The 19884-nt window shown below is 61.0% G+C and carries 10 protein-coding genes; 2 read left to right on the top strand and 8 right to left on the bottom strand.

From position 1 onward, the window contains the following. Positions 1 to 35: 35 nt before the first annotated feature. Positions 36 to 1574 (top strand): MocR-like pyridoxine biosynthesis transcription factor PdxR, encoded by a 1539-nt coding sequence (pdxR, locus tag HX793_RS28250; RefSeq protein ID WP_177052560.1) that lies wholly within the window; start codon positions 36 to 38, stop codon positions 1572 to 1574. On the opposite strand, the gene HX793_RS28245 is transcribed toward pdxR, so the two are convergent. From HX793_RS28245 to aspA, 8 genes are all read right to left on the bottom strand, one after another. Further along, positions 1571 to 6151 (bottom strand): dermonecrotic toxin domain-containing protein, encoded by a 4581-nt coding sequence (locus HX793_RS28245; protein ID WP_177052561.1) that lies wholly within the window; start codon positions 6149 to 6151, stop codon positions 1571 to 1573. The two genes, pdxR and HX793_RS28245, sit on opposite strands and share 4 nt — an antisense overlap. A 90-nt stretch (positions 6152 to 6241) precedes the next feature. After that, positions 6242 to 7333 carry a polyamine ABC transporter substrate-binding protein gene (locus tag HX793_RS28240; protein WP_177052562.1) on the bottom strand — a complete coding sequence of 364 codons (1092 nt, stop codon included), beginning with the start codon at positions 7331 to 7333 and terminating at the stop codon, positions 6242 to 6244. After that, positions 7330 to 8367: a histone deacetylase family protein gene (locus HX793_RS28235; RefSeq protein ID WP_177052563.1), complete on the bottom strand. Its 1038-nt coding sequence runs from the start codon at positions 8365 to 8367 to the stop codon at positions 7330 to 7332. Before HX793_RS28235 ends, HX793_RS28240 begins: the two co-directional genes overlap by 4 nt. A 130-nt stretch (positions 8368 to 8497) precedes the next feature. Next, complete coding sequence (locus tag HX793_RS28230) at positions 8498 to 9490, bottom strand: AraC family transcriptional regulator (protein WP_177052564.1); 993 nt, start codon at positions 9488 to 9490, stop codon at positions 8498 to 8500. A gap of 53 nt (positions 9491 to 9543) precedes the next feature. Beyond that, positions 9544 to 14133 carry a dermonecrotic toxin domain-containing protein gene (locus HX793_RS28225; protein ID WP_218178760.1) on the bottom strand — a complete coding sequence of 1530 codons (4590 nt, stop codon included), beginning with the start codon at positions 14131 to 14133 and terminating at the stop codon, positions 9544 to 9546. Positions 14134 to 14243: 110 nt separating this feature from the next. After that, on the bottom strand, positions 14244 to 15221 hold the full coding sequence (locus HX793_RS28220; protein ID WP_177096621.1) for an asparaginase: 978 nt from the start codon (positions 15219 to 15221) through the stop codon (positions 14244 to 14246). 76 nt (positions 15222 to 15297) lie between these two features. Then, a complete protein-coding gene (locus HX793_RS28215) occupies positions 15298 to 16743 on the bottom strand; it encodes an alanine/glycine:cation symporter family protein (protein ID WP_177052566.1) in 1446 nt (481 codons plus the stop codon). 470 nt (positions 16744 to 17213) lie between these two features. Continuing rightward, positions 17214 to 18638, bottom strand: coding sequence for an aspartate ammonia-lyase (aspA, locus tag HX793_RS28210; RefSeq protein ID WP_028618519.1), 1425 nt, complete (start codon positions 18636 to 18638; stop codon positions 17214 to 17216). Between the two features lie 182 nt (positions 18639 to 18820). Here aspA and HX793_RS28205 point away from each other — a divergent pair, with 182 nt between their 5' ends. Next, on the top strand, positions 18821 to 19741 hold the full coding sequence (locus HX793_RS28205) for a LysR substrate-binding domain-containing protein (RefSeq protein WP_177052567.1): 921 nt from the start codon (positions 18821 to 18823) through the stop codon (positions 19739 to 19741). Positions 19742 to 19884: the final 143 nt, after the last annotated feature.

The following is a 19884-nucleotide window of genomic DNA, read 5'->3' as shown; positions in this document are numbered from 1 at the left end:
AAAGATCCATCTGGCACACATTTCATAGGTCCAATATGTCGCCTGTCTCACCGCCCTTGTCATTTAACCCCGCCGGTATTGAGCTGGACCGCCGCCAAGGGCTGACGCGCCAGCTGTATGAAGCGCTGCGCCAGCGCGTGCTGGACGGGCGTCTGGTCAGCGGCACGCGCTTGCCGGCTACCCGTGACTTGGCGGCGGCGTTGTCGATTTCCCGCAATAGCGTGGTGCGCGCCTATGACCAGTTGTATGCGGAAGGGTTTATTGAGAGTCGGGTCGGTGACGGCACTTACGTAGCCCAATTGCCCACGGCTAAAAAACTATCCACAAAAGTATCCACAAGGTTATCAACAGGCTTATCCCCAGCCTTATCCACAAAGTGGGCCAATTTGCCGGAAGATTTGGACAGTGAAGTTATCCACAGCGGTGGCTTGGCGCGGATAAAAACCAACCACCTGCCACAACCTCCAGCGGGACCGCCACGGGCATTCCGGGTAGGCGTACCGGCGTTCGATCTGTTCCCATTTGAGGTATGGGCCAAGCTGAATGGGGCGTTTTGGCGCAAGCCGGACCTGGAACAGCTCTGTTATGGCGACCCAGCGGGCGACGGCCGCCTGCGCGGTTTGATCGCCGCTTACCTGCGCAGCTCACGGGGCATGCAGTGCACCGCTGAACAAATAGTGATCACCAGTGGCGCACAGCAGGCGATCAGCCTTTGTGCACAGTTGCTGGTGGAGCCGGGGGATGGCGTGGCGGTGGAGAACCCTGGCTATCGCGCAGCCGGGCATGCGTTCGCCCTGGCGGGTGGAAAGTTGCACGGCGTGCCGGTGGATGGCGAGGGTATTGATTGCCAGGTGCTCAACACCCTGCAGGGTTGCCGCGTGGCTTATGTCACGCCGTCCCATCAATACCCGTTGGGGGTGGTGATGAGCCTGGCGCGGCGCCTGGAATTGCTCGCCTGGGCCGAGCGCGCGGGTGGCTGGATCGTCGAAGACGACTACGACGGCGAGTACCGTTACAGCGGCGCACCGTTGTCGCCCTTGGCTGCCCTGGATCGTAGCGGGCGGGTGCTGTATGTCGGCACGTTCGGCAAGGTGGCGTTTCCCGCGTTGCGCCTGGGTTATCTGGTTTTGCCGGCGGGGCTGGTGCACGCCTTCTCCCGGCGGCGTGCGGTGGACATGCGCCATTCCGAAGTGAGCACCCAGGCGGTGATGGCCGAGTTCATGGCGGCCGGGCATTTCCAACGACACATTCGGCGCATGCGCCGTGCTGCGCTCAGTCGGCGTAACGTGTTGCTGAACGGCTGGCCAAGCGAGCTGCCGGGTGTGGACAACCTGCCGAATACGGCCGCAGGCCTGCACCTCACGGTGCGTGTGGGCAGCCTGGCCCGCGAACACCAATTAGTCGAGCAGGCCCGCGCGGCGCAGGTAGAGGTCAATGCCCTGAGCACCTACTGGCTGCCCGACTCCAGCACACCACCCGATCAACGCGCCGGGCTGGTGCTGGGGTTTGCCGCAGTGCCCGAGGCGGCGATCAGCCAGGCGCTGGGCCGATTGCGCAAGGCCTGGATCGGTTAGCCGATGAGCCGACCTGGCTTGGCCTTGAGGAACAGTGAGCGGGCCAGTTGTGGGCCGATTTCACTGCGGTAGATGGCGATATCGCTCAAGGGTTCGAACTTGCCTTTCATGAGTCGTTGCGAGCGGGTTTTCAGGTGGGCCGCGGTATAGGCCTCTTCGGCTCCGGTCAGCGTGGTGTAGTGAAAATGCGCGTACCACAACGGGCGCTTGGTCTTGGTGTCCACCACCGCATATTCCTGCAGGAAACCCTTGTCGCGGCCGCTGAGTTTGATACGCGGCCCCGCGGGCGGCTCGACCGTCACTTCACCTTCGCGCAACAGCAATTCCACATGTGCCGCTTGCGGTGGACGGCGCTTGAGCACGTCGATCTTGATGCGTTTACCCTCCCGGTAGAGTTTTTTGATGGCCTCTTCGAGATTGCGATTGGTCACCGCCGCTGAGGGGGTGCTGCTCTCGGTCTGATTGCTGGCGGTCAACGCCGCTTCGATGTCCTGGCTGGCCCGTTCCAGCTTGGCGGCCCTACGGTGGAAGCGCTCTTCAATTTCCACCGGCAACTGAGTGGTTTCCTTGGCCCAGGCTTCCTTGTCGGTGATAAAGGCGTCGACGCCGTCGACCAGGTCCTGGCCGGCGTTGATGCTCATCGCCACATCGCGAACCTGGGCCCGGGTGGCAGGTTTGGGCGTGCGCTCTCGTTCAACCCAAACTCCAGGTTCTTTTTCATGGAAGGTGGCGATCACTTTGCCGGTCAGCGGCTCTTTCACGTCGACCAGGGTCTTGCCGTCTTCGGCGGGCTTTTCACGCTCTTCGCCGACCAGCATTCCTTGGTAGCGCGTTTTGATGTATTTCTTTTTTGCCTTGGGTGAGGGGCGAGACGGGCCTGGGGTGGGGGCCAGGTTCTTTCGTGAACGAAGCTCTTCGGTCAGTCGTTTTTCTGCCAGTTGGGCAAATTCGTTTATTTGTGTACGCAGGTTTTCCAGATCGGGCTTGTTGAGGTTGTCGGGAAACTCCGCCGGCAGGTCCACCAGGTTTTGGTCAACCCTGGCAAATTGCTCCTGCAGGCTGTCCAGGGTCTCGATCAATTGCTCCTGGGGGGCGAAGTTGGCCGGGCGCAGGGCCTCCCTCAGCGTTTGTACCGCCAGTTCTGCAGCTTCAATGATGCCGCTTACGGCCTCCTTGGCATCAGCGTGGGTTACCGACTCGCCTACCTTTACGCATAGAAAGTTACCCAAGGTGATCTTGTAAGCCCTGAGGTCATTTATGTCATAGGTGGGCAGGTGGGGTTCGTTGAGCTGGATCAGCTTGACTCCCGGCGCACCCAGGCCGCGGGCGTCCTTGAAGCGTGCGCGTATATATTCCAGTCGATCGATCATGCCCTGGGTCGATGTAAACGTGCTCCGAAAGCGGGCCTCAGGCAAGGCGTCTTCTTGCCCGCCCTCAACGTCGAGGTGCTCGTGAATGGTGTTGAGTTCCTCGCGAAACGGAATCTGCTGCTCGGCGGCAGCCGAGCGTGCGAGCAGTATCTGGTGGTTCAGATAGCCCGCCATGGCCTCCTGATAGTTGGGCACCGTGTCGAGAATGTTCAAGGATTTCAGCTGTGAAATCGGCACATCCAACGTTTTGAGCTGCACGTCCACCTGTTCGATAAAGGTGGTTCTGGCCGTCTCCTTTGCGGTGTCATCCGCCGCACGGTCAATCGCGCCGTGCAACACTTCGAGATCCCTATGCCGCTGGGGGTGCTCCCGGTCAAAGGTTGCCAGTTGCTCACGCAGATCCGCAATTTTCGGTGGTCGCAGGGCTTCACCCTTTTTGCGCCGGGCACGCAGGCCGCCGCCGCGCAGGCGCAAGCGGGTGTCGACAAACCATTGGCCCAGTCGGTTGCCGATCAGTGGCGGGCCGCGTCTGGCCGGTTGTTTCGGATCAACGACCAGTACTTCGTCGTTTTCGTCGACCACCACCTCAAACCATCGCGCGCCGACCGGGGCGTACCAGTGTTCGCCTTTGGCATAGAGGTTCAGATGGGGCCCGGCGACCTTGTGTTGCTCGCCCAACTGATCCGGCTTGGGCAGCGCAAAACCGTCCAGGTAAGCCCCCAGGCTTAACGCGCTACGACTGAGCGCACCGCTGATATGCAGGGTATGCTCGTGGCCGACGGGCAGTTCCGCCGTGTCGATAGCAGGCTTTTGAATGACCTCGACATTGGCCGCAACGGGTGGTGATTCTGTCTGCGTGGCCGGTTTCTCGACCGGCAACTCAGGGCGATACCGCGTAGCGACATGCGTCACCAGCACCACGCCCAGCGTCAGCAGGATATCCACCACGGCGGAGAGCCCGGCAGAACGATCGCCAATTTCTTCAGCGTCGACCAACTGTTGCAGGTCATCCATCAGTTGCCAAATCCAGGTCGCGGCGCCCGCAGTGCCGCCCATGAATGGCAGCACGTTATTGAGGATCAGCCATCCGGCGTGCTTGAAGCTTTCCCAGCGTGCCTCGGCGTTGGATACCGATTGGCGATCGGCCAGGGTGACCAGCGCGTTGGCGTTGGCTTTGAACAGCGTCGCGAAGTCGTCGTCATGCAGCACCTCGCCCCCCAGGTCGATAGGCCCGGTCATCACCAGCGCGTTCAGCGGGTCGTTTATCACATTGGTGAACACCCAGGGTGAAGGCAGGTTGCCCGGAAACACGAACTGCGCGTAAGCCGTCCGCACTCGATCAGGAAGCCAGGCCAGGACCGATTCGCGCAACGAGGTTGGTTGTTTGATGGCGTATAGCAGGTTGGCCGGTGAGGGGAACTCCATCAGTTGCTCGTTGCTCATTGGACGATAGAGCAGGCAAGGGCCTTTTTTTCGGTCCCGGGGGCCAATGATGAACATGTTGCCGACCACATCGACGGCGCTCGTCAGGCGGCGCTTGGGGTGCAGTGACAACGGGCGGATGACAATCGGCGTGCCGTCGACTTCACGGGCTGTACGGTCCTCATTCATGGCGGCGCAGACGTAGCGATAACCCTGTTCGGTCAGGCCGTAGGCGTGTCGAACCTTGTACTGCAACGCCAGCAACGGAAGTTGCAGGCGCAATTGGGCGCTGTAGAGCTTTTGGCGGCGTAATGACTCGGTCGTGTCGTCCAGCAAGGTGCGTTTGACCAGGGCTGGATACCGCTCACCGACATTTGCCCGGGTGATCAGCCCTTCCAGGTAGGTTGCCGTCATCCAGGCGGGCACGCCATTGCCGTTTTGATAACTGACGGTTTTGTTGCCCAAGGGCAGCGCGATCAGGTTTTCCAGGGCCAGTTCGGCCAGGGTAAAGGTTTGGGTTTGGGTATCTCCCGGCACCACCAATGTGCCCCAAACGACTTGGCTGGTGACGCTGATCCGCACGTTATTGAGCGTCGAGCGGGCAATGCCGGGATGGTCCCTGACCATAAGCGTGTGAATGGCGTCCAGAGCGAATTCGTCGATGGGCTTGATGCCATCGTCAAACTTTTTACCGGCGTCCTGAATATGCAGGGCCGCCAGGTCCATCATGTAGCGCCCGAAGGCTGTTTGATCGGACGGCAAAGCCTCGAGCATCCAGGTGGGCAAGGCATCACGCACCCAGTCAACCCGGGCGGGGTTCATCAGCTCAAACGAGTCAACTTCGTCGCTCGGTGGCTCCAGGTCTACGCTGCTAACTAGTTCACCGTCCTCAAACGACACAGCGCCAAGCGCCTGAATCTGCAACGAGATAAATGAGCAGGCCTGTCGTTCGAACACATCACCGGCAGGTTCGAACAAGCGCCAGCTCACAACGGCGGGGGGTTTAATGCCAATCTGCAGGCTCAGGGCATCGCCAAATGCCTTCAGGGTTCTGAAAGAAGCGTAACCGTCGATGATCGAATAGCTGAGGATAATGTCCCGCTCGCCGAGGCGTCCGACCAGCACCGTCAGCGCCGACAGGTTGAAGTGTTTGACCTGTGCGCCGCGTTGAATGTCGACATCGATCAAGTAGACCTTGGTGCCGTACTTGTCATGGGGCAGGCGCTGGGCGTAATCGGGGTAGTGAAACACCGTCCTGGCGAGCGCGCACTGTTCCTCGTCCCAGCCTTCGACGCTTTGCACATTCCAGATCGCGCGCAGCGAGCTGGCCAGCGTGCGCCAGCGCGGGCCGCTATGGTTGACGCCCTGGTTCCAGAACGCGAGTTGCTGCTCCTGGTACGCGACCAGCAGCAGCGGTGCCAGCTCATTGATCAAACGGCCGATGGCGTCGACCTTCACCGGTAGGTGAGTATTCGGCCCGGTGATGGATTGATAGACCAGGTAATGCTCGCCGTCGATCCAGGTCACCGGGGTGCCGAATTTTGTACTGCGGTGCAGCGCACCGGTCAGCGATTGGAAGTCTGGCGCTGCGGGGAGGATCTGCTCACCACTGATAAACCAGCGTGGCGTGACCAGTGTGGCCAGGTCGGGATCGATGTCGAGGTCTGGGTACAGCTCGCGCAAGCTCGTGCGCAGGGTGGTCGCCGCGACTTCACGCAACGAGGGGCCGGTGGTCAATTGGGCCAGCAGATCATTGCCACTGGGCGTGGAGGGTAATGAGGGCAAGGGGCGCTCCTGATAGGCGAGGCGATGAGCTGCACAACGCAACTCAAGACCTCGCCCACGTTAGGGCGCCTGCCCATCAGGCGGTGGTAGTTAGGTACCCGATTTGATCTTGGTCCAGGCTCGTGTCCTGGCACGCTCGGCGTCGCGGCCCAATGGCTTCAAGGTATACAACGTGGCCATCGCCGCCTCGGTGGGGTACAGGTTGGGGTTGTTGCGAATTGCTGCATCGACCTGTTCGGTAGCGTCCTTGTTCGGGTTGGGGTAGCCGACAAAATCGCTGATCGGCGCGATCACCTGCGGTTGCAGCAGGTAGTTGATAAAGGTGTAGGCGTCCTGCGGGTTTTTCGCCCCTTTGGGGATGGCGAGCATGTCAAACCAGATCGGTGCGCCTTCCTTGGGCAGGCGCATGTCCACAGCCACGCCGTTCTTGGCTTCCTTGGCGCGGTTGGCGGCCTGGGAGAAGCTGCCGGAATAACCCACGGCCACGCAGATGTCACCGTTGGCGATATCGGCCATGTACTTGGACGAGTGGAAATAGGTGATGTAGGGGCGGATCTTCATCAGCAGCGCTTCGGCTTTCTCGTAGTCCTTGGGATTGTTGCTGTTGGGGTCCAGGCCCAGGTGTTGCAAGGCCAGGGGCAGGATCTCCGAAGGCGAGTCCAGCAGGGCGACGCCACATTGCTTGAGCTTGCTGATGTTTTCTTCCTTGAAGATCAGGTCCCAGCTGTCGACCGGTGCGTCGGCACCCAGCGCCGCCTTGACCTTGTCAGGGTTGAAGCCGATCAGGATGGTGCCGTACATGTAGGGCACGGCGAATTTGTTGCCGGGGTCGTTGGCCTCGATCAGCTTCATCAGTTTGGGGTCGAGGTGGTTCCAGTTGGGCAATTGACTACGGTCCAGGGGCTGGAACACGCCCGCTTCGATCTGTTTGGCCAGGAACACATTGGACGGCACCACCACGTCATAGCCGGAGTTGCCGGTGAGCAGCTTCGCCTCCAGGGCTTCGTTGGTATCGAAGATGTCGTATACCAATTTGACCGTGGGGTTTTGCGCCTTGAAGTCTTCCAGCGCCTTGGGCGTGATGTAGTCGAACCAGTTGTAGACCCGCAGGGTTTTCTCTTCGGCGTGGGCCGCGCCGCCGAGTACTGCGGCGCAGAGGGCGACGTACTTGAGCATCTTCATGGTGCTGATCCTTGTTCGAAACCTTCGAGGACGTTAACGGCGTTGATGCCGATTGCTTCGACGGCGTAGCCGCCTTCCATCACGAACAGCGTGGGTCTGCCCAGGCGGGCGATGCGTGCGCCCATCGCCAGGTAGTCCGGGCTGTCGAGTTTGAACTGCGAGATAGGGTCGTCCTTGAAGGTGTCCACGCCCAGGGACACGACGATGATGTCGGCGCCGTAGCGCTCGATCTCTGTGCACGCCTGCTCAAGCGCTGCACTCCACTGCTCCCAGCCGGAACCTGCCGGCAGCGGGTAATTGAAGTTGAAACCTTCGCCCGCGCCTTCGCCCAGCTCATCGGCATAACCGAGAAAAAACGGAAACTCCGCTTCCGGGTGGCCGTGGATCGAGGTGAACAGCACGTCGCTGCGCGCGTAGAAAATCGATTGGGTGCCGTTGCCGTGGTGGTAGTCGACGTCGAGGATCGCGACTTTCTGGTAGTCCTGGTCGAGAAAGGCCTGGGCCGCGATGGCGGCGTTGTTGAGGTAGCAATAACCACCCATCAAGTCGCTGGCGGCGTGATGTCCCGGTGGGCGGCACAGGGCGAAGGCACTGTGGGCGCCTTGTGCGATGGCCTGTTGCGCCGTGAGTGCGACTTGCGCCGCGCTGTACGCGGCTTGCCAGGTGCCGGCAGTAATCGGTGCACCGCCGTCGAAGCTGTAGTAACCGAGTTGGCCATGCAGGCTGGTGGGCAATACCCGGCGTAACGTGCGTGCGGGCCAGGTGTAGGGCAGCAGGTCGCCGTCCTGGCCGAAGGCGGTCCAGCGTTGCCAGGCGCCTTGGAAGAAGTCCAGATAGTCACGGCTGTGGATGCGTTGCAGCGGCGCCAAGCCAAAGTCCTGTGGGGCGTGGACCGGGCCCAGTTCGCGGTCCTTGACCCGTTGCAGCACATGGTCGGCGCGCGAGGGCATTTCAAAGCAGGGCATCAGTTGCCCGTCCATCAGTTCGCAGCGGCCGTGGTGCAGGTGGTGATCGTCCGAGTAGATCGTCAGCATGTGTTGTTCTCCGCAGGCGGTATCGGTGCCTTGCAGTGTTGCGGCCAGCAGGGTTTATGAGAACGGCAGGAGCGGCCAAAAGGGGATCGATATGGCCAAAGTGTTTGTCCGAAATTCGCCCCAAAATGGCTCAGGTTCGAAATTGGCTGGGCGCCACGCCGCTCCAGCGCACAAATGCATGCCTGAAACTCGCGGTTTCGCTGAAGCCCAGCTGCTCGGCGATCCGGTAGATGGGCAGTTCATCCTCCGCCAGCCATTGCTTGGCCCGTTCGAAGCGTAGTTCGTCGAGCAGTTCCTGGTAGCTGCAACCCAGTTCGTGCAGGTGGCGACGCAAGGTGCGCGCCGAGCAGTTCATCTGCGCGGCCAGGCCTTCAATCCCAGGTGCAGCGCCAAGTTGGCTGGCGAGCAACTGGCGAATCCGGCCGAGCCACGCCTGGCGGCCGGTGAACTCCAGGTTCTGTTTGCGGCAACGCTCGGCCATGGCTTGGTGCGTGACAGTGTCAGCCAGGGGAAGGGATTGCTCCAGCCAACGCTTATCGAAGGCAAAGGCGTTGGTGCCGGCTTCAAATTGCAGCGGGCAGGGGAAGCATTCGGCGTAGCGCGCCCGATAATCCGGCGCGCTGTATTCAAAGCGTGCGCCGAGCAACGCCAGGGGCTGGCCGAGCAGGTCGTCGCAGATCACTTTCAACGAGGCCAGGCACAACTCGACATTGAACATTTCCAGGTCTGGATTTTCCCGGTAATCGCTGGCGGTCAACCAGATGCGCTCGCCGTCGCTCTCAAGGCTCAGCTCGAACAAGGTTCCCAACAGTGCCGGATAACGCAGCGCCAGGCGCAAAGCGTCACCGAAGGTGGCACTGGTGAGCAGGGCGTAACCGAGCATGCCGTAGGCCGACACATGCATCTGGCGGCCCAGCACCAGGCCGACGTCGCGGCGCAGGGCCACGGCGTTGGCACACACGCGCATCTCCTGGTTGGTGGTGATGCGCGTGTCGGCGCGGCTCAAGTCCGCCGCGCAGATGCCGCTGCCCGCCAGCAAGGCCTCGCTGGGCAGGCCCTGGGCCTTGAAGGTGTCGAGCACCAGCGACACCGCATTAAGGGTCGTGAGATGAGCATGCAGCATCGATGGCTCCAACGTAACAGGTGCTGGATTGGAGCAAGTTACGTGCCGTTGGCTCAGGTGAAAAACAACGCCCTGGCCTGCTGCTCGCCGATCTCGCTGCGGTGGAACTCCACACGCTGCGCGTTGGTCATGCCGTGGGTGGTATCGGCTGCCGCGCCGAGGCTGTGTTCCTGTGGTGTTTTCAGGCGTGCGCTGAGAAACGCTCTTGGCGGGGTCCAGTCTGTTGAGTAATGAAAGTGCGCATACCAGAGCACCTTATGGGTGACGCTGTCAGTGAGGGTGTACTCGTCCAGATAGTCCGGAGACTTAGACTTGATACGTCGTCGGGTAACGGTTTTCTTGATGACGATTGCGTTGCGGTCCTTGAGCCATTGCACGCCGGAGGGTGTGGGCGGGCGCTGCTTGGTCATTTTCAGCACTTGGTCTGTGGCTTGTTTATAGAGTGCGGTGGCGGCATCGCTGAGTGATTTTTTGGCGCTGCTGGCTAAGGCGATGTCCCCATGCGCAAGGTTTTTGCGGGTCAGGGCTTGTTCGATGTTACGAGTAGCTTGTTCCAGGCGCTGGGCGTGTTGGTGGAACAGGTACTCGATGCCGATGGGGGTTCGCTGGGGCTGTTCTGCAAGCAGGGTGACTCGTCGCTTGAACGCCGGCAGTTCGTCGAGCAACTCCTGGCCGGCATCCACGCTGGTGTGCAGGTCGGCGGGAGCACTTACCGCTGGCACACTCCGGTGCTGCTGGACCCAGACACCAGGCGTCTTCTCGTGAAACGTGGCGACGACCTTGTTTGACAGCGGCGAGCGAACGTCGACCAATCCCGTGTCCTGACCCACCGCAGACAATTGCGGCTCGCCGACCACTACACCGTTGTAGCGGGTGCGGATAAATTTCTTCTCTGGGCGTGGCGCAGTGACTGGCAACCTGGGGTTCGCTCGCAGGGCGTTACGGTCGTCGGTCAAGAGTGCGAGGTGAATGGCCGCTTTTTTCTTGTACTCACTGAGCTGATCGCCCAAACGGGTCAAGGACTCCTCCAGCGTGACCCCTGGGAACTCGTCGGGCAGGTCTTGCAGGCGTTCGCCCAGCACGGTGAACTGTTCGATCAGGCTACCCAAGCTGTCGATACGTTCATCGATCCGCCGGTTGCTGCGCTCGATTAACGTATCGTGCAGGGCCTGGATGGCGATGTCGCAGGCGTCGACGATATGGTCGATGGCCGTCCACGCCAGCGGGGTGCTGAGGGTGCTGTTTTCATGCAGGCACAGGTTACGGGCCAGTGTGACTTGCAGCGTCTTGAGGGTTTCGCTGCCGTAGCTGGGCAGCTGGCCTTTAGCGATGGTTATCACACGCAGCCCTGCGGCCGAAAGCTCACGCAATTCGTCGAAGCGCGTCTGGAAGTAGTCCAGGCGCCTGATCATTTCGCGCAGCATTTCGGTCATCTCGCGCGCTGCTGCGATATGGCGCACCTGTGGGTTCTCGGCCTGACGGTCGATGTTATCCAGGGTTGTCCTGAGCTTGGGGCTGAAGACTTTCATGACCTCAAAGAGGCCCGCCTGGCTCAGGCCTAGTTGCGCCTTGATGTACCCGATGCTCTTGGGCTGGAAGTCGGGTGTCGGATCAAAGACGTTCAATTCCTTAAGGTTCTGCAGGGCTGTCTCGTAGCCAGCGCGCTGGCTGTCCAGCAGGCGCAGGTAGGCCTCGCGTGCAGTTTGCGTCGAGGTGGAGGGCGCTTCACTCATCGCTCGCTGGGTGGTTTGCAGACGCTCCTGGGCGGCTTTTTTCTGTTGCTCGAAGTCGGTGATTTGCTTGCGCAGTTTGGCCGCTTCAAGTTCGGCCACCGCCCTGGCGGCCCTGACCCGACTCCTTGAGCCACCGCCCCGCAAGCGCAGCCGGGTGTCTACAAACCAGTTGCCTCTGAGGTTGCTGATCAGAAAGGGGCCTTTGCGGGTGGGTTGTTTCGGGTCGGTTATCTGGACGTGGTCATTTTCGTCCACCGTCACCTCAAACCAGCGTTCACCTACCGGTGCATACCATTTATCAAGGCGTGGATACAGGTAGCGCCGCGCCCCGACGCGGGTTACGGCCGGGTCGGGCACGTCCGGGTTTGTGGTTTCGAAACTGTCCAGCAAACGCCTCAGGCTGTTGGTATCACGGTTGAGCGCCCCAAGGGTGTGCAGCGCATGGGGGTGATCGCCTGGCAGGGAGGGTGTCACGAGGTCGGCAACCTGTTTGACTGCGGCAGGCGTCTTGACCTCGGGAGCCTCGGTGAGCTTTTTCAGCTCCTGCTCCTCGTCGGTCAAGCGCATGCCTGGCGGTGCGCTGCGGCTGGCGATATGCAGGGTCAACGCCATGCCCAGGTTGAGCAGCAACGCCGTCAGGGCGGACCACTCGGCCGGTTTGTCGCCTTGTTGCTGCGCGTCGGCCACGTCTTGCAGTTGGTCCAGAATCTGCCAGATCCAGGCGGCGGTATTCACGGTCCGGCCCAAAAAAGGCAAGGCTGCATTGAAGACCAGCCAGCCCGCCTGTTTGATCGATGCCCAGCGCGCCTCGCTGTTGGATACCGATTGGCGCTCTGCCAGTGTGATCAGCGCGTTGGCGTTGGCCTTGAACAGCTCGCCGGGCAGGTCGCCGTTGAGTACGTCGGTACCCAGGTCCATGGGGCCGCTCATCATCAACAGTTTGACCGGGTCTACCAACAGTTCCACGGCCGCCCAGGGCGAGGGTAATTCGCCAGGGAAGGCGTAGCGGGCGTAGTCGCTGCGTACGCTGTCCGGCAGCCAGGCCAGGACCGAGTCGCGTAAGTGCGGGGATTGCCGAACCGCATACAGCAGGTCGGCCGGTGAAGCGTATTGCACCAGTTGCTGTTCGGCCATGGGGCGGTACAACAGGCAAGGACCGGCACCCAAGTCCTCGGGGCCGATCACAAACATGTTGGTCACCACATCGGGCGAACCGTTGCCGCGGTTTTTCGGCACGAAGGCCAGAGGGCGAAGGACGATGGTCAGCCCGTCGATTTTGCGGTCCGCTGCCTCGGGCGCCAGCACGCCAACCACATAGCGGTACCCCAACTCGTCGAGCCCGGCTTTCTCACTCATTTTGTATTGCAAGGCCAGCAGTGGCAGTTGGATGCGCAAGTGGCTGCTGAACAGGGCTTTCCTGCGGTTGGATTCCAGCACGTCATCGAGCAATTTGCTCTTGGCCAGTATTGGGTAGTTTTTGCCGATGTCCACCCGGCGGATCAGGGTTTCAACGTAGGGCACGGTCAGCCAGGCTGGTAGGGTATTGCCGTTGTGCAGGCGAATGTTTTTTTCGCCGATGGGCAGACTGATCAGGTTTTGCAGGGCGAGTTCTGCCAGGGTGAAGGTGGTGTCCTCGAACTTGCCCGGCAGGGTAAAACTGCCCCAGACAATGACGCTGCGTACACGGATCTCGACCTTTTCCAGGCGCAGGTTCCCAGCGTCCGAATGTTCCTTGAGCATTTCTTCGCGCAGCCGGTTCAGCGCGTATTTCTGGATGTTCGGGATGTCATCGTCATAGGACTTGCCAGCATTCAGGGTGTGCAGGGCGGAAAGGTCTTTCAAGTAGCGTGCGTAAAGGCTCAGGTCGGTGGACGAGCCCTGTGTCAGCCAGTCAGGCAGCGCGTCCAGGTAGGGTTTGAGCTGCGGCTGGTTTCCTCCGGCCAGTTCCTGGGTGGCCGGTGGGATATTGAGTGATGACTCAAAAGGGTGGGTGCGACGTGCGTGCAGCAGATCGATTTGCCCGATGAATGCCAACTGTTGGGCAATCAGTGTGCAAGCCTGGTGATCGAAAAAATGCCCGCTGGGTTCGAACAGTCGCCATTGGATCTTCTCTGGTGCATGGATCTTCAGGTAGTCGGTCAAGCTCTGGCCCAACTGCTCCAGTGAGGTGAACTTCTGGTAACCGTTGAGCATTGAATAGGTGAGGATCACGGATTGTTCCTCAACGGTGCCGATCAGCACGGCGATCGACAATATGCCCCAGTGTTTGACGGTTTCCCCTACCACCCGGTCCACATCGATCAGGCAGGCCCGGGTTTCATGGGTTTCATATTCCTGGCGGCGTGTCAGTTCGGGCGAACGGTACAGCGTGAAGGCCATGTTGCATTCCTCCCAAGTCCACCCTTCGACTTCGGTCACATTCCAGGCCGACCGCAATGTGTCGGACAAGGCTCTCCAGTGTGGTCGGTCGTTCCCGTTGCTGGCATTCCAGTACGCCACTTGCTGCTCCTGAAAGGCGGTGAGCATCACCGGCGCCAGCACGTTGAGCAAGTTGGCGATCTCGCTGATGCGCACCGGCAAGTGGGTGGTCGGGTGTGTGTTTTTTTGCTGGATAAGGTAATGCACGCCTTCGATGTACAGCGTGGGCACGCCTGAAACCGCCTGATGGGCGAGGATGTCGGAAAGGTGTTGGTGCCTGGGCGGGCCGACGATGATCTCATCGCCGACAATGTCCCACGCCGGCGTGCCGACCATCGCAATGTCCGGGTCGATGTCCAGCTCTGGGTAGAGTTCTTGCAATGACTGGCGCAACAACACGCCGGCTACTTCCCTGAACGCGGGCCCCACGCAGAGTTGGGTGAGCAGCGAGTGGGTGGGGTTGTAAGGAGGGGGTGAAGGTTGTGGGCTCATGGGTTCCTGCCTTGCCATTTCATGGACGCTGCCGGAAGAACAGCTTCGGCATGCTAGAAAGTGGCAAGTCAGGAGAGAGGGTAACTATGTAGTCGCCCCATGAGTTTTAATCAGGACAGTTCACCGCACAGGTCAAGTTCCACCAGGCGGCGGACCTCGTCGGCGCCAAGTCCCGCGCCGAGCAAGGCGTGCAACTTGCCAAACGCCGCTTCGCGGGTCATGCCACCACCGGACAGCACGCCCACACCACGCAAGCGGCTGCCGGCCTCGTACACATCCAGCTCAACACCGCCTTCGTGGCATTGGGTGAGGGCGACCACAACGATGCCCAGCGCTTGTGCGCGCTTGAGGCTGGCAAGAAACGCCGGGTTGTCGCTCGGCGCCGTGCCGCTGCCGAAGCATTCCAGCAGCAGCGCCTGAATGCCGCTGTCGATCAACGCATCCAGTTGTTGTGCCGCGATACCCGGAACCAGAGGGAGTACGCCGACGCCGGCCAACGCTTTGGCCTGGCGATAACTCAGTGTCGCCGGAATCGAATCAGCCTTGGCCGCGCCACCATTACGCTGCAGCGCGGCAAACGGGTTGCGCCCGTAGCTGCGGATCTTCGCGCAGCGCGTCGGCACCATCAGCTTGCCGTGGAAGTACAACTGCACACCCGGCGCCAGGCCTTCGCCCAAAGCCAGCAGCGCGCCGCTGACATTTTCCCAGGCATCGCTGTCGGGCACGCCGGCGGGCAGCATCGAGCCGGTAAACACCACGGGAGCAGGCAGGCCGAGCAATTGGAAGCTCATGGCCGCCGCGCTGTAGGCCAGGGTGTCGGTGCCATGCAGGATCAGTACGCCATCGCAGCCGTCATCCACCGCCTCGACCACGGCCGTGCGCAAACGCTGCCAGTAGTCCGGAGTCATGTTGGCGCTGTCGATCAGTGGCGCCATCTCGCGAAAACGCCAGTTGGGCAGTTGCTCGTTGGCAAGCTGTTCGCGCATGCGCGCTTCGAAACCGGACGCCGGGGCCAGGCCATTGGCGCTGGCCTGCATGCCGATGGTGCCACCGGTGTAGAGCACCATGACGTTGTTGGATGCTGACATTGAGATTCTCCTGAACGAAAAACGCCGCCGGGCCCAGAGCATGCCCAAGGCGAGGCGGCGTGTCATCTATCTACGCTTAGCGTTGCGTTTGAGCGTTCAGCTCTGCCGATGGCACCGCTTCCGGTTTTACCGGATTGGCCGGCCAGGCCTTGCGGTCCAGGTCCAGGTCAGGGAATTGGCTGGAGTCGAACACCGGAGTCTTGATACCGGCTGCGCGCTGGTTGTCGTAGTCGTTCAGGATGCGCATGGCGATCTTGAACAGGAACGCCAGGGCGAACAGGTTGACGAAGGCGAGCATGGTCATGGTGATGTCGGCAAACGCGAACACGGTGCTCAGGTTCTCGATGGAACCCCAGAAAATCAACACCAGCACCAGCGCACGGTAGCCCATCAGCACCTTGCGGTTGTTACCGACCAGGAAGCGCAGATTGCTCTCGCCGAGGTAGTAGTTGTACATGATCGAAGTGAACACGAACAACGCCAGGGCCACGGAGATGAACATGCGGCCCCAGTCACCCACTACGGCCGCCAGGGAGTTCTGGGTCAGGGCAATGCCGTCGCCTTCAAAGCCTGGGGTGTAGAAACCGGACAGCAGGATCAGCAACGCAGTACAGGTGCAGATCACGAAGGTGTCGAGGAACACGCTGAACGCCTGGACCACGCCCTGGGCGATCGGGTGCTCTACGGAAGCCACCGCCGCCACGTTAGGCGCACTGCCCAGACCGGCTTCGTTGGCGAATACGCCGCGCTTCACACCCATGATGATCGCGCTGCCCACCAGGCCACCGAAGGCTTGGTCGAGGCCGAAGGCGCTTTTGACGATGGTCGCGAGCATGGCCGGAACGTGGTCGAACTGCAGCACGATTACGTACAGGGTCACGGCGATGTAGACCAGGGTCTTGACCGGCACCAGCAGGTCGGCAATCGAGGCAATACGCTTGATCCCGCCGATGAACACCAGGCCCAGCAGCACAGCCAGCGCAAGGCCAGTGTAGGTGGTGTCCAGGCCGAAAGCGTTGTTCAGCGAGTGGGTCACGGCGTGGGCTTGCAGGCCGTTGAACGCAAAACCGAAGGTCACCAGCAGCAGGAAAGCCATGACCATACCCAGCCAGCGCTTCTGCAGGCCGTGCTGGATGTAGTAGGCCGGGCCACCACGGTAAGTGCCTTCGGCGTCAGTGCGCTTGTACAGCTGGCCGAGGGAGCACTCGATAAAGCTCGAAGACATGCCCACCAATGCGGTGACCCACATCCAGAACACGGCACCGGGGCCACCCAGGGTCACGGCAATGCCGACACCGGCGATGTTGCCGGCACCCACGCGGCCGGCCAGGCTGAGCATCAGGGCCTGGAAGGAACTGAGCTGGCCAGAGCTGCTCTTCAGGCTGTCTTTGAACACCGAGAACATGTGGAAAAAGTGACGCAGTTGAACGAAACGCGAGCGAATCGTGAAATAACCGCCGAGCCCGACAATGAGCACGATCAGTACTTTCCCTGAGAGGAAGTCGTTGATGACTTCGAGCATGGAGTGTTCCTCGCTGATTTTTCTAATGGCAAACGCAGGACGGTCCGACCACGCCGCATGGCACCAGGCAGTGCGCGGCAGTTCGACCCCAATCCTTTTGCGGGTTGTTATTCATGCGGTTTCGCGCTGTCCAGGACCTCGTTACCGACGATCTCTGACGCGAAGAGGGGCGGCACTATACCTAGGCGAACGTGATCCGTCTGCTTGGGCTGATTAAAGGTTTCACCAAAATGCTTTGCGCACGGCACATCTCCTGTGGGAGCCGGGCTTGCCCGCGATGAGGCCCGGTCAGTTGATAGTGTGGGTGCCTGACACACCGCATCGCGGGCAAGCCCGGCTCCCACAAGGTCCTTCGGTGTTCGGTCGAGCGTATTTCAAGCAAAAAAAAAGGGCCTGAAGAACGAGCCTTCAGGCCCTCAAAAGGTGAGAGGTGTCTAGTCCCTCAACCTGGTGAGCGGTGCAACAAACGTTTAGGCCTTCAGCGGGACCAAGCGTGGGGCAATCATGTTTTCGGGGCGCAGGATGTCGTCGAGCATGGCGTCGTCGAGCAAGCCTTCTTCACGCACCAGTTCCAGCACGCCACGGCCGCTTTCAAGAGCGATACGCGCGATGCGGGTGGCGTTTTCATAGCCGATGTACGGGTTCAGCGCGGTGACCAGGCCGATGGAGTGCTCGACCAGTTCGCGGCAGCGCGCTTCGTTGGCGGTAATGCCGACGATGCAGTGCTCGCGCAGCATGTCCATGGCGCGTTGCAGCAGGCGGATCGAGTCGAAGATCTTGAAGGCGATCAGCGGCTCCATCACGTTCAGTTGCAGTTGGCCGCCTTCGGCTGCCATGGTCAGGGCCAGGTCGTTGCCGATGACTTGGAACGCGACCTGGTTCACGGCTTCCGGGATTACCGGGTTGACCTTGCCGGGCATGATCGAGCTGCCTGGCTGGCGGGCCGGCAGGTTGATCTCGTTGATGCCGGTACGTGGACCGCTGGACAGCAGGCGCAAGTCGTTGCAGATCTTCGACAGCTTCACCGCGGTACGCTTGAGCATGCCGGAGAACAGCACGAAGGCGCCCATGTCGGAGGTAGCTTCGATCAGGTCGGCTGCCGGCACCAGCGGCTGGCCGCTGATGGTGGCCAGGCGTTGCACGGCCAGGGCCTGGTAGCGTGGGTCGGCGTTGATGCCGGTGCCGATGGCGGTGCCGCCCAGGTTCACTTCGGTCAACAGCTCTGGCGCCAGGGTTTTCAGGCGGGCCAGGTCTTCGCTCAGGGTGGTGGCGAAGGCGCGGAATTCCTGGCCGAGGGTCATCGGCACGGCGTCTTGCAACTGGGTGCGGCCCATTTTCAGCACATGGCCGAACTCGACACCTTTGGCGGCGAAGGCTTGGATCAGGCTGTCGAGGCTGGCCAGCAGCGCGTCATGGCCCAGCAGCAGACCCAGGCGGATCGCGGTCGGGTAGGCGTCGTTGGTCGACTGCGCCATGTTCACGTCGTTGTTCGGGTGCAGGTACTGGTATTCGCCCTTGTTGTGGCCCATGGCCTCCAACGCGATGTTGGCGATGACTTCGTTGGCATTCATGTTGGTTGAAGTGCCAGCGCCGCCTTGAATCATGTCCACCACGAACTCTTCGTGGAAATCACCGCGGATCAGACGGGCACAGGCTTCGCTGATGGCAGCGTGCTTGGCTTCGCTGAGCTGACCCAGCTCGCGGTTGGCGTCAGCCGCCGCTTGCTTGACCATTGCCAGACCGACCACCAATTTCGGGTAATGCGAAATCGGAACACCCGAGAGGCGGAAGTTGTTCACCGCTCGCAGGGTCTGGATGCCGTAATACGCTTGAGCCGGTACTTCGAGTACGCCAAGCAGGTCTTTTTCGGTACGGAATGATGCAGCAGAGGACATGACGGAAATCATCTCGATAGGGACCCGGAACTGGCCGGAACGCTGCGAATGCTAGGCTTGTGGAAGTTTTTGGGCCAATGCTGTTAAACACTGGCCTATGCACAAACGGCATAATGTGAGTGTGACCCAGCTATGATGACGGGCGTGTGTGCCAAAATGGTGCGTACCCGTGGGAGGAAGTGATGAACCTTGAGAGCAAATGGCTGGAAGACTTCAGCGCCCTGGCGGCCACCCGCAGCTTTTCCCAGGCGGCGGAGCGACGCTTCGTTACCCAGCCGGCGTTCAGCCGACGCATTCGCAGCCTTGAGGCCGCTTTGGGTTTGACCTTGGTCAACCGCTCACGCACGCCGGTTGAACTGACGGCAGCGGGGCAACTGTTCCTGGTCACCGCACGTACTGTGGTCGAGCAGCTCGGCGAAGTGCTGCGCCATTTGCATCATCTGGAAGGCGGGCAGGGCGAGGTCATGCAAGTGGCGGCGGCGCATTCCCTGGCGCTGGGTTTCTTCCCACGCTGGATTGCGCAATTGCGTAACGAAGGCTTGAACATTGCCACGCGTTTGGTCGCCACTAACGTCGGTGATGCCGTGCATGCCCTGCGCGAAGGCGGTTGTGACCTGATGCTGGCGTTCTACGATCCGGATGCGGCGATGCAGATGGACGCGGAAATTTTCCCCTCCCTGCACCTGGGCAACACTGAAATGCTGCCGGTATGCGCTGCCGATGCCGATGGCAAGCCGCTGTTCGACCTGGAAGGCGAGGGCAGCGTGCCGTTGTTGGCCTATAGCGCCGGTGCGTTTCTTGGTCGTTCGGTGCACCTGCTGTTGCGCCAGCGCGCCCTACGCTTCACCACCGTGTATGAAACCGCCATGGCTGACAGCCTCAAGAGCATGGCTTTGGAAGGGCTGGGCATCGCCTGGGTGCCGCAACTGAGCGTACGGGCGGAGTTGGCGCGCGGTGAGCTGGTGGTGTGCGGCGGCCCGCAATGGCATGTTCCGCTGGAGATTCGCCTGTATCGCTGCGCCTTGGTACGTAAGGCAAATGTGCGGTTATTGTGGCGAAAACTGGAAGGTGGAGCAGCGCAGAATCCGGCCGGGGAGCGCTGACCTCAGAGTCAATAAAACCGCCGGTTTGCGCCGCTAGACAGATGGTCATCCGAGGGGCTGTTTATCTCGATTATTACGGTATACTGCGCGGCCTTCGGCCGGTCCAACCGGCCTTAATTCGTACACCAAGCCACGCCGGATTT

The organism is Pseudomonas reactans, assembly GCF_013387025.1.
Lineage (GTDB): Bacteria > Pseudomonadota > Gammaproteobacteria > Pseudomonadales > Pseudomonadaceae > Aquipseudomonas > Aquipseudomonas reactans.
Note: the sequence above shows the minus strand (reverse complement) of the source record. Positions and strands in the feature narration are given on the sequence as shown.

Bases quoted from the DNA above. Each gene is read 5' to 3' on its own strand.
- HX793_RS28225 (WP_218178760.1), bottom strand. From the start codon at position 14,133: ATGAGCCCACAACCTTCACCCCCTCCTTACAACCCCACCCACTCGCTG.
- HX793_RS28230 (WP_177052564.1), bottom strand. From the start codon at position 9,490: ATGCTGCATGCTCATCTCACGACCCTTAATGCGGTGTCGCTGGTGCTC.
- HX793_RS28220 (WP_177096621.1), bottom strand. From the start codon at position 15,221: ATGTCAGCATCCAACAACGTCATGGTGCTCTACACCGGTGGCACCATC.
- HX793_RS28240 (WP_177052562.1), bottom strand. From the start codon at position 7,333: ATGAAGATGCTCAAGTACGTCGCCCTCTGCGCCGCAGTACTCGGCGGC.
- pdxR (WP_177052560.1), top strand. From the start codon at position 36: ATGTCGCCTGTCTCACCGCCCTTGTCATTTAACCCCGCCGGTATTGAG.
- HX793_RS28235 (WP_177052563.1), bottom strand. From the start codon at position 8,367: ATGCTGACGATCTACTCGGACGATCACCACCTGCACCACGGCCGCTGC.
- HX793_RS28205 (WP_177052567.1), top strand. From the start codon at position 18,821: ATGAACCTTGAGAGCAAATGGCTGGAAGACTTCAGCGCCCTGGCGGCC.
- aspA (WP_028618519.1), bottom strand. From the start codon at position 18,638: ATGTCCTCTGCTGCATCATTCCGTACCGAAAAAGACCTGCTTGGCGTA.
- HX793_RS28215 (WP_177052566.1), bottom strand. From the start codon at position 16,743: ATGCTCGAAGTCATCAACGACTTCCTCTCAGGGAAAGTACTGATCGTG.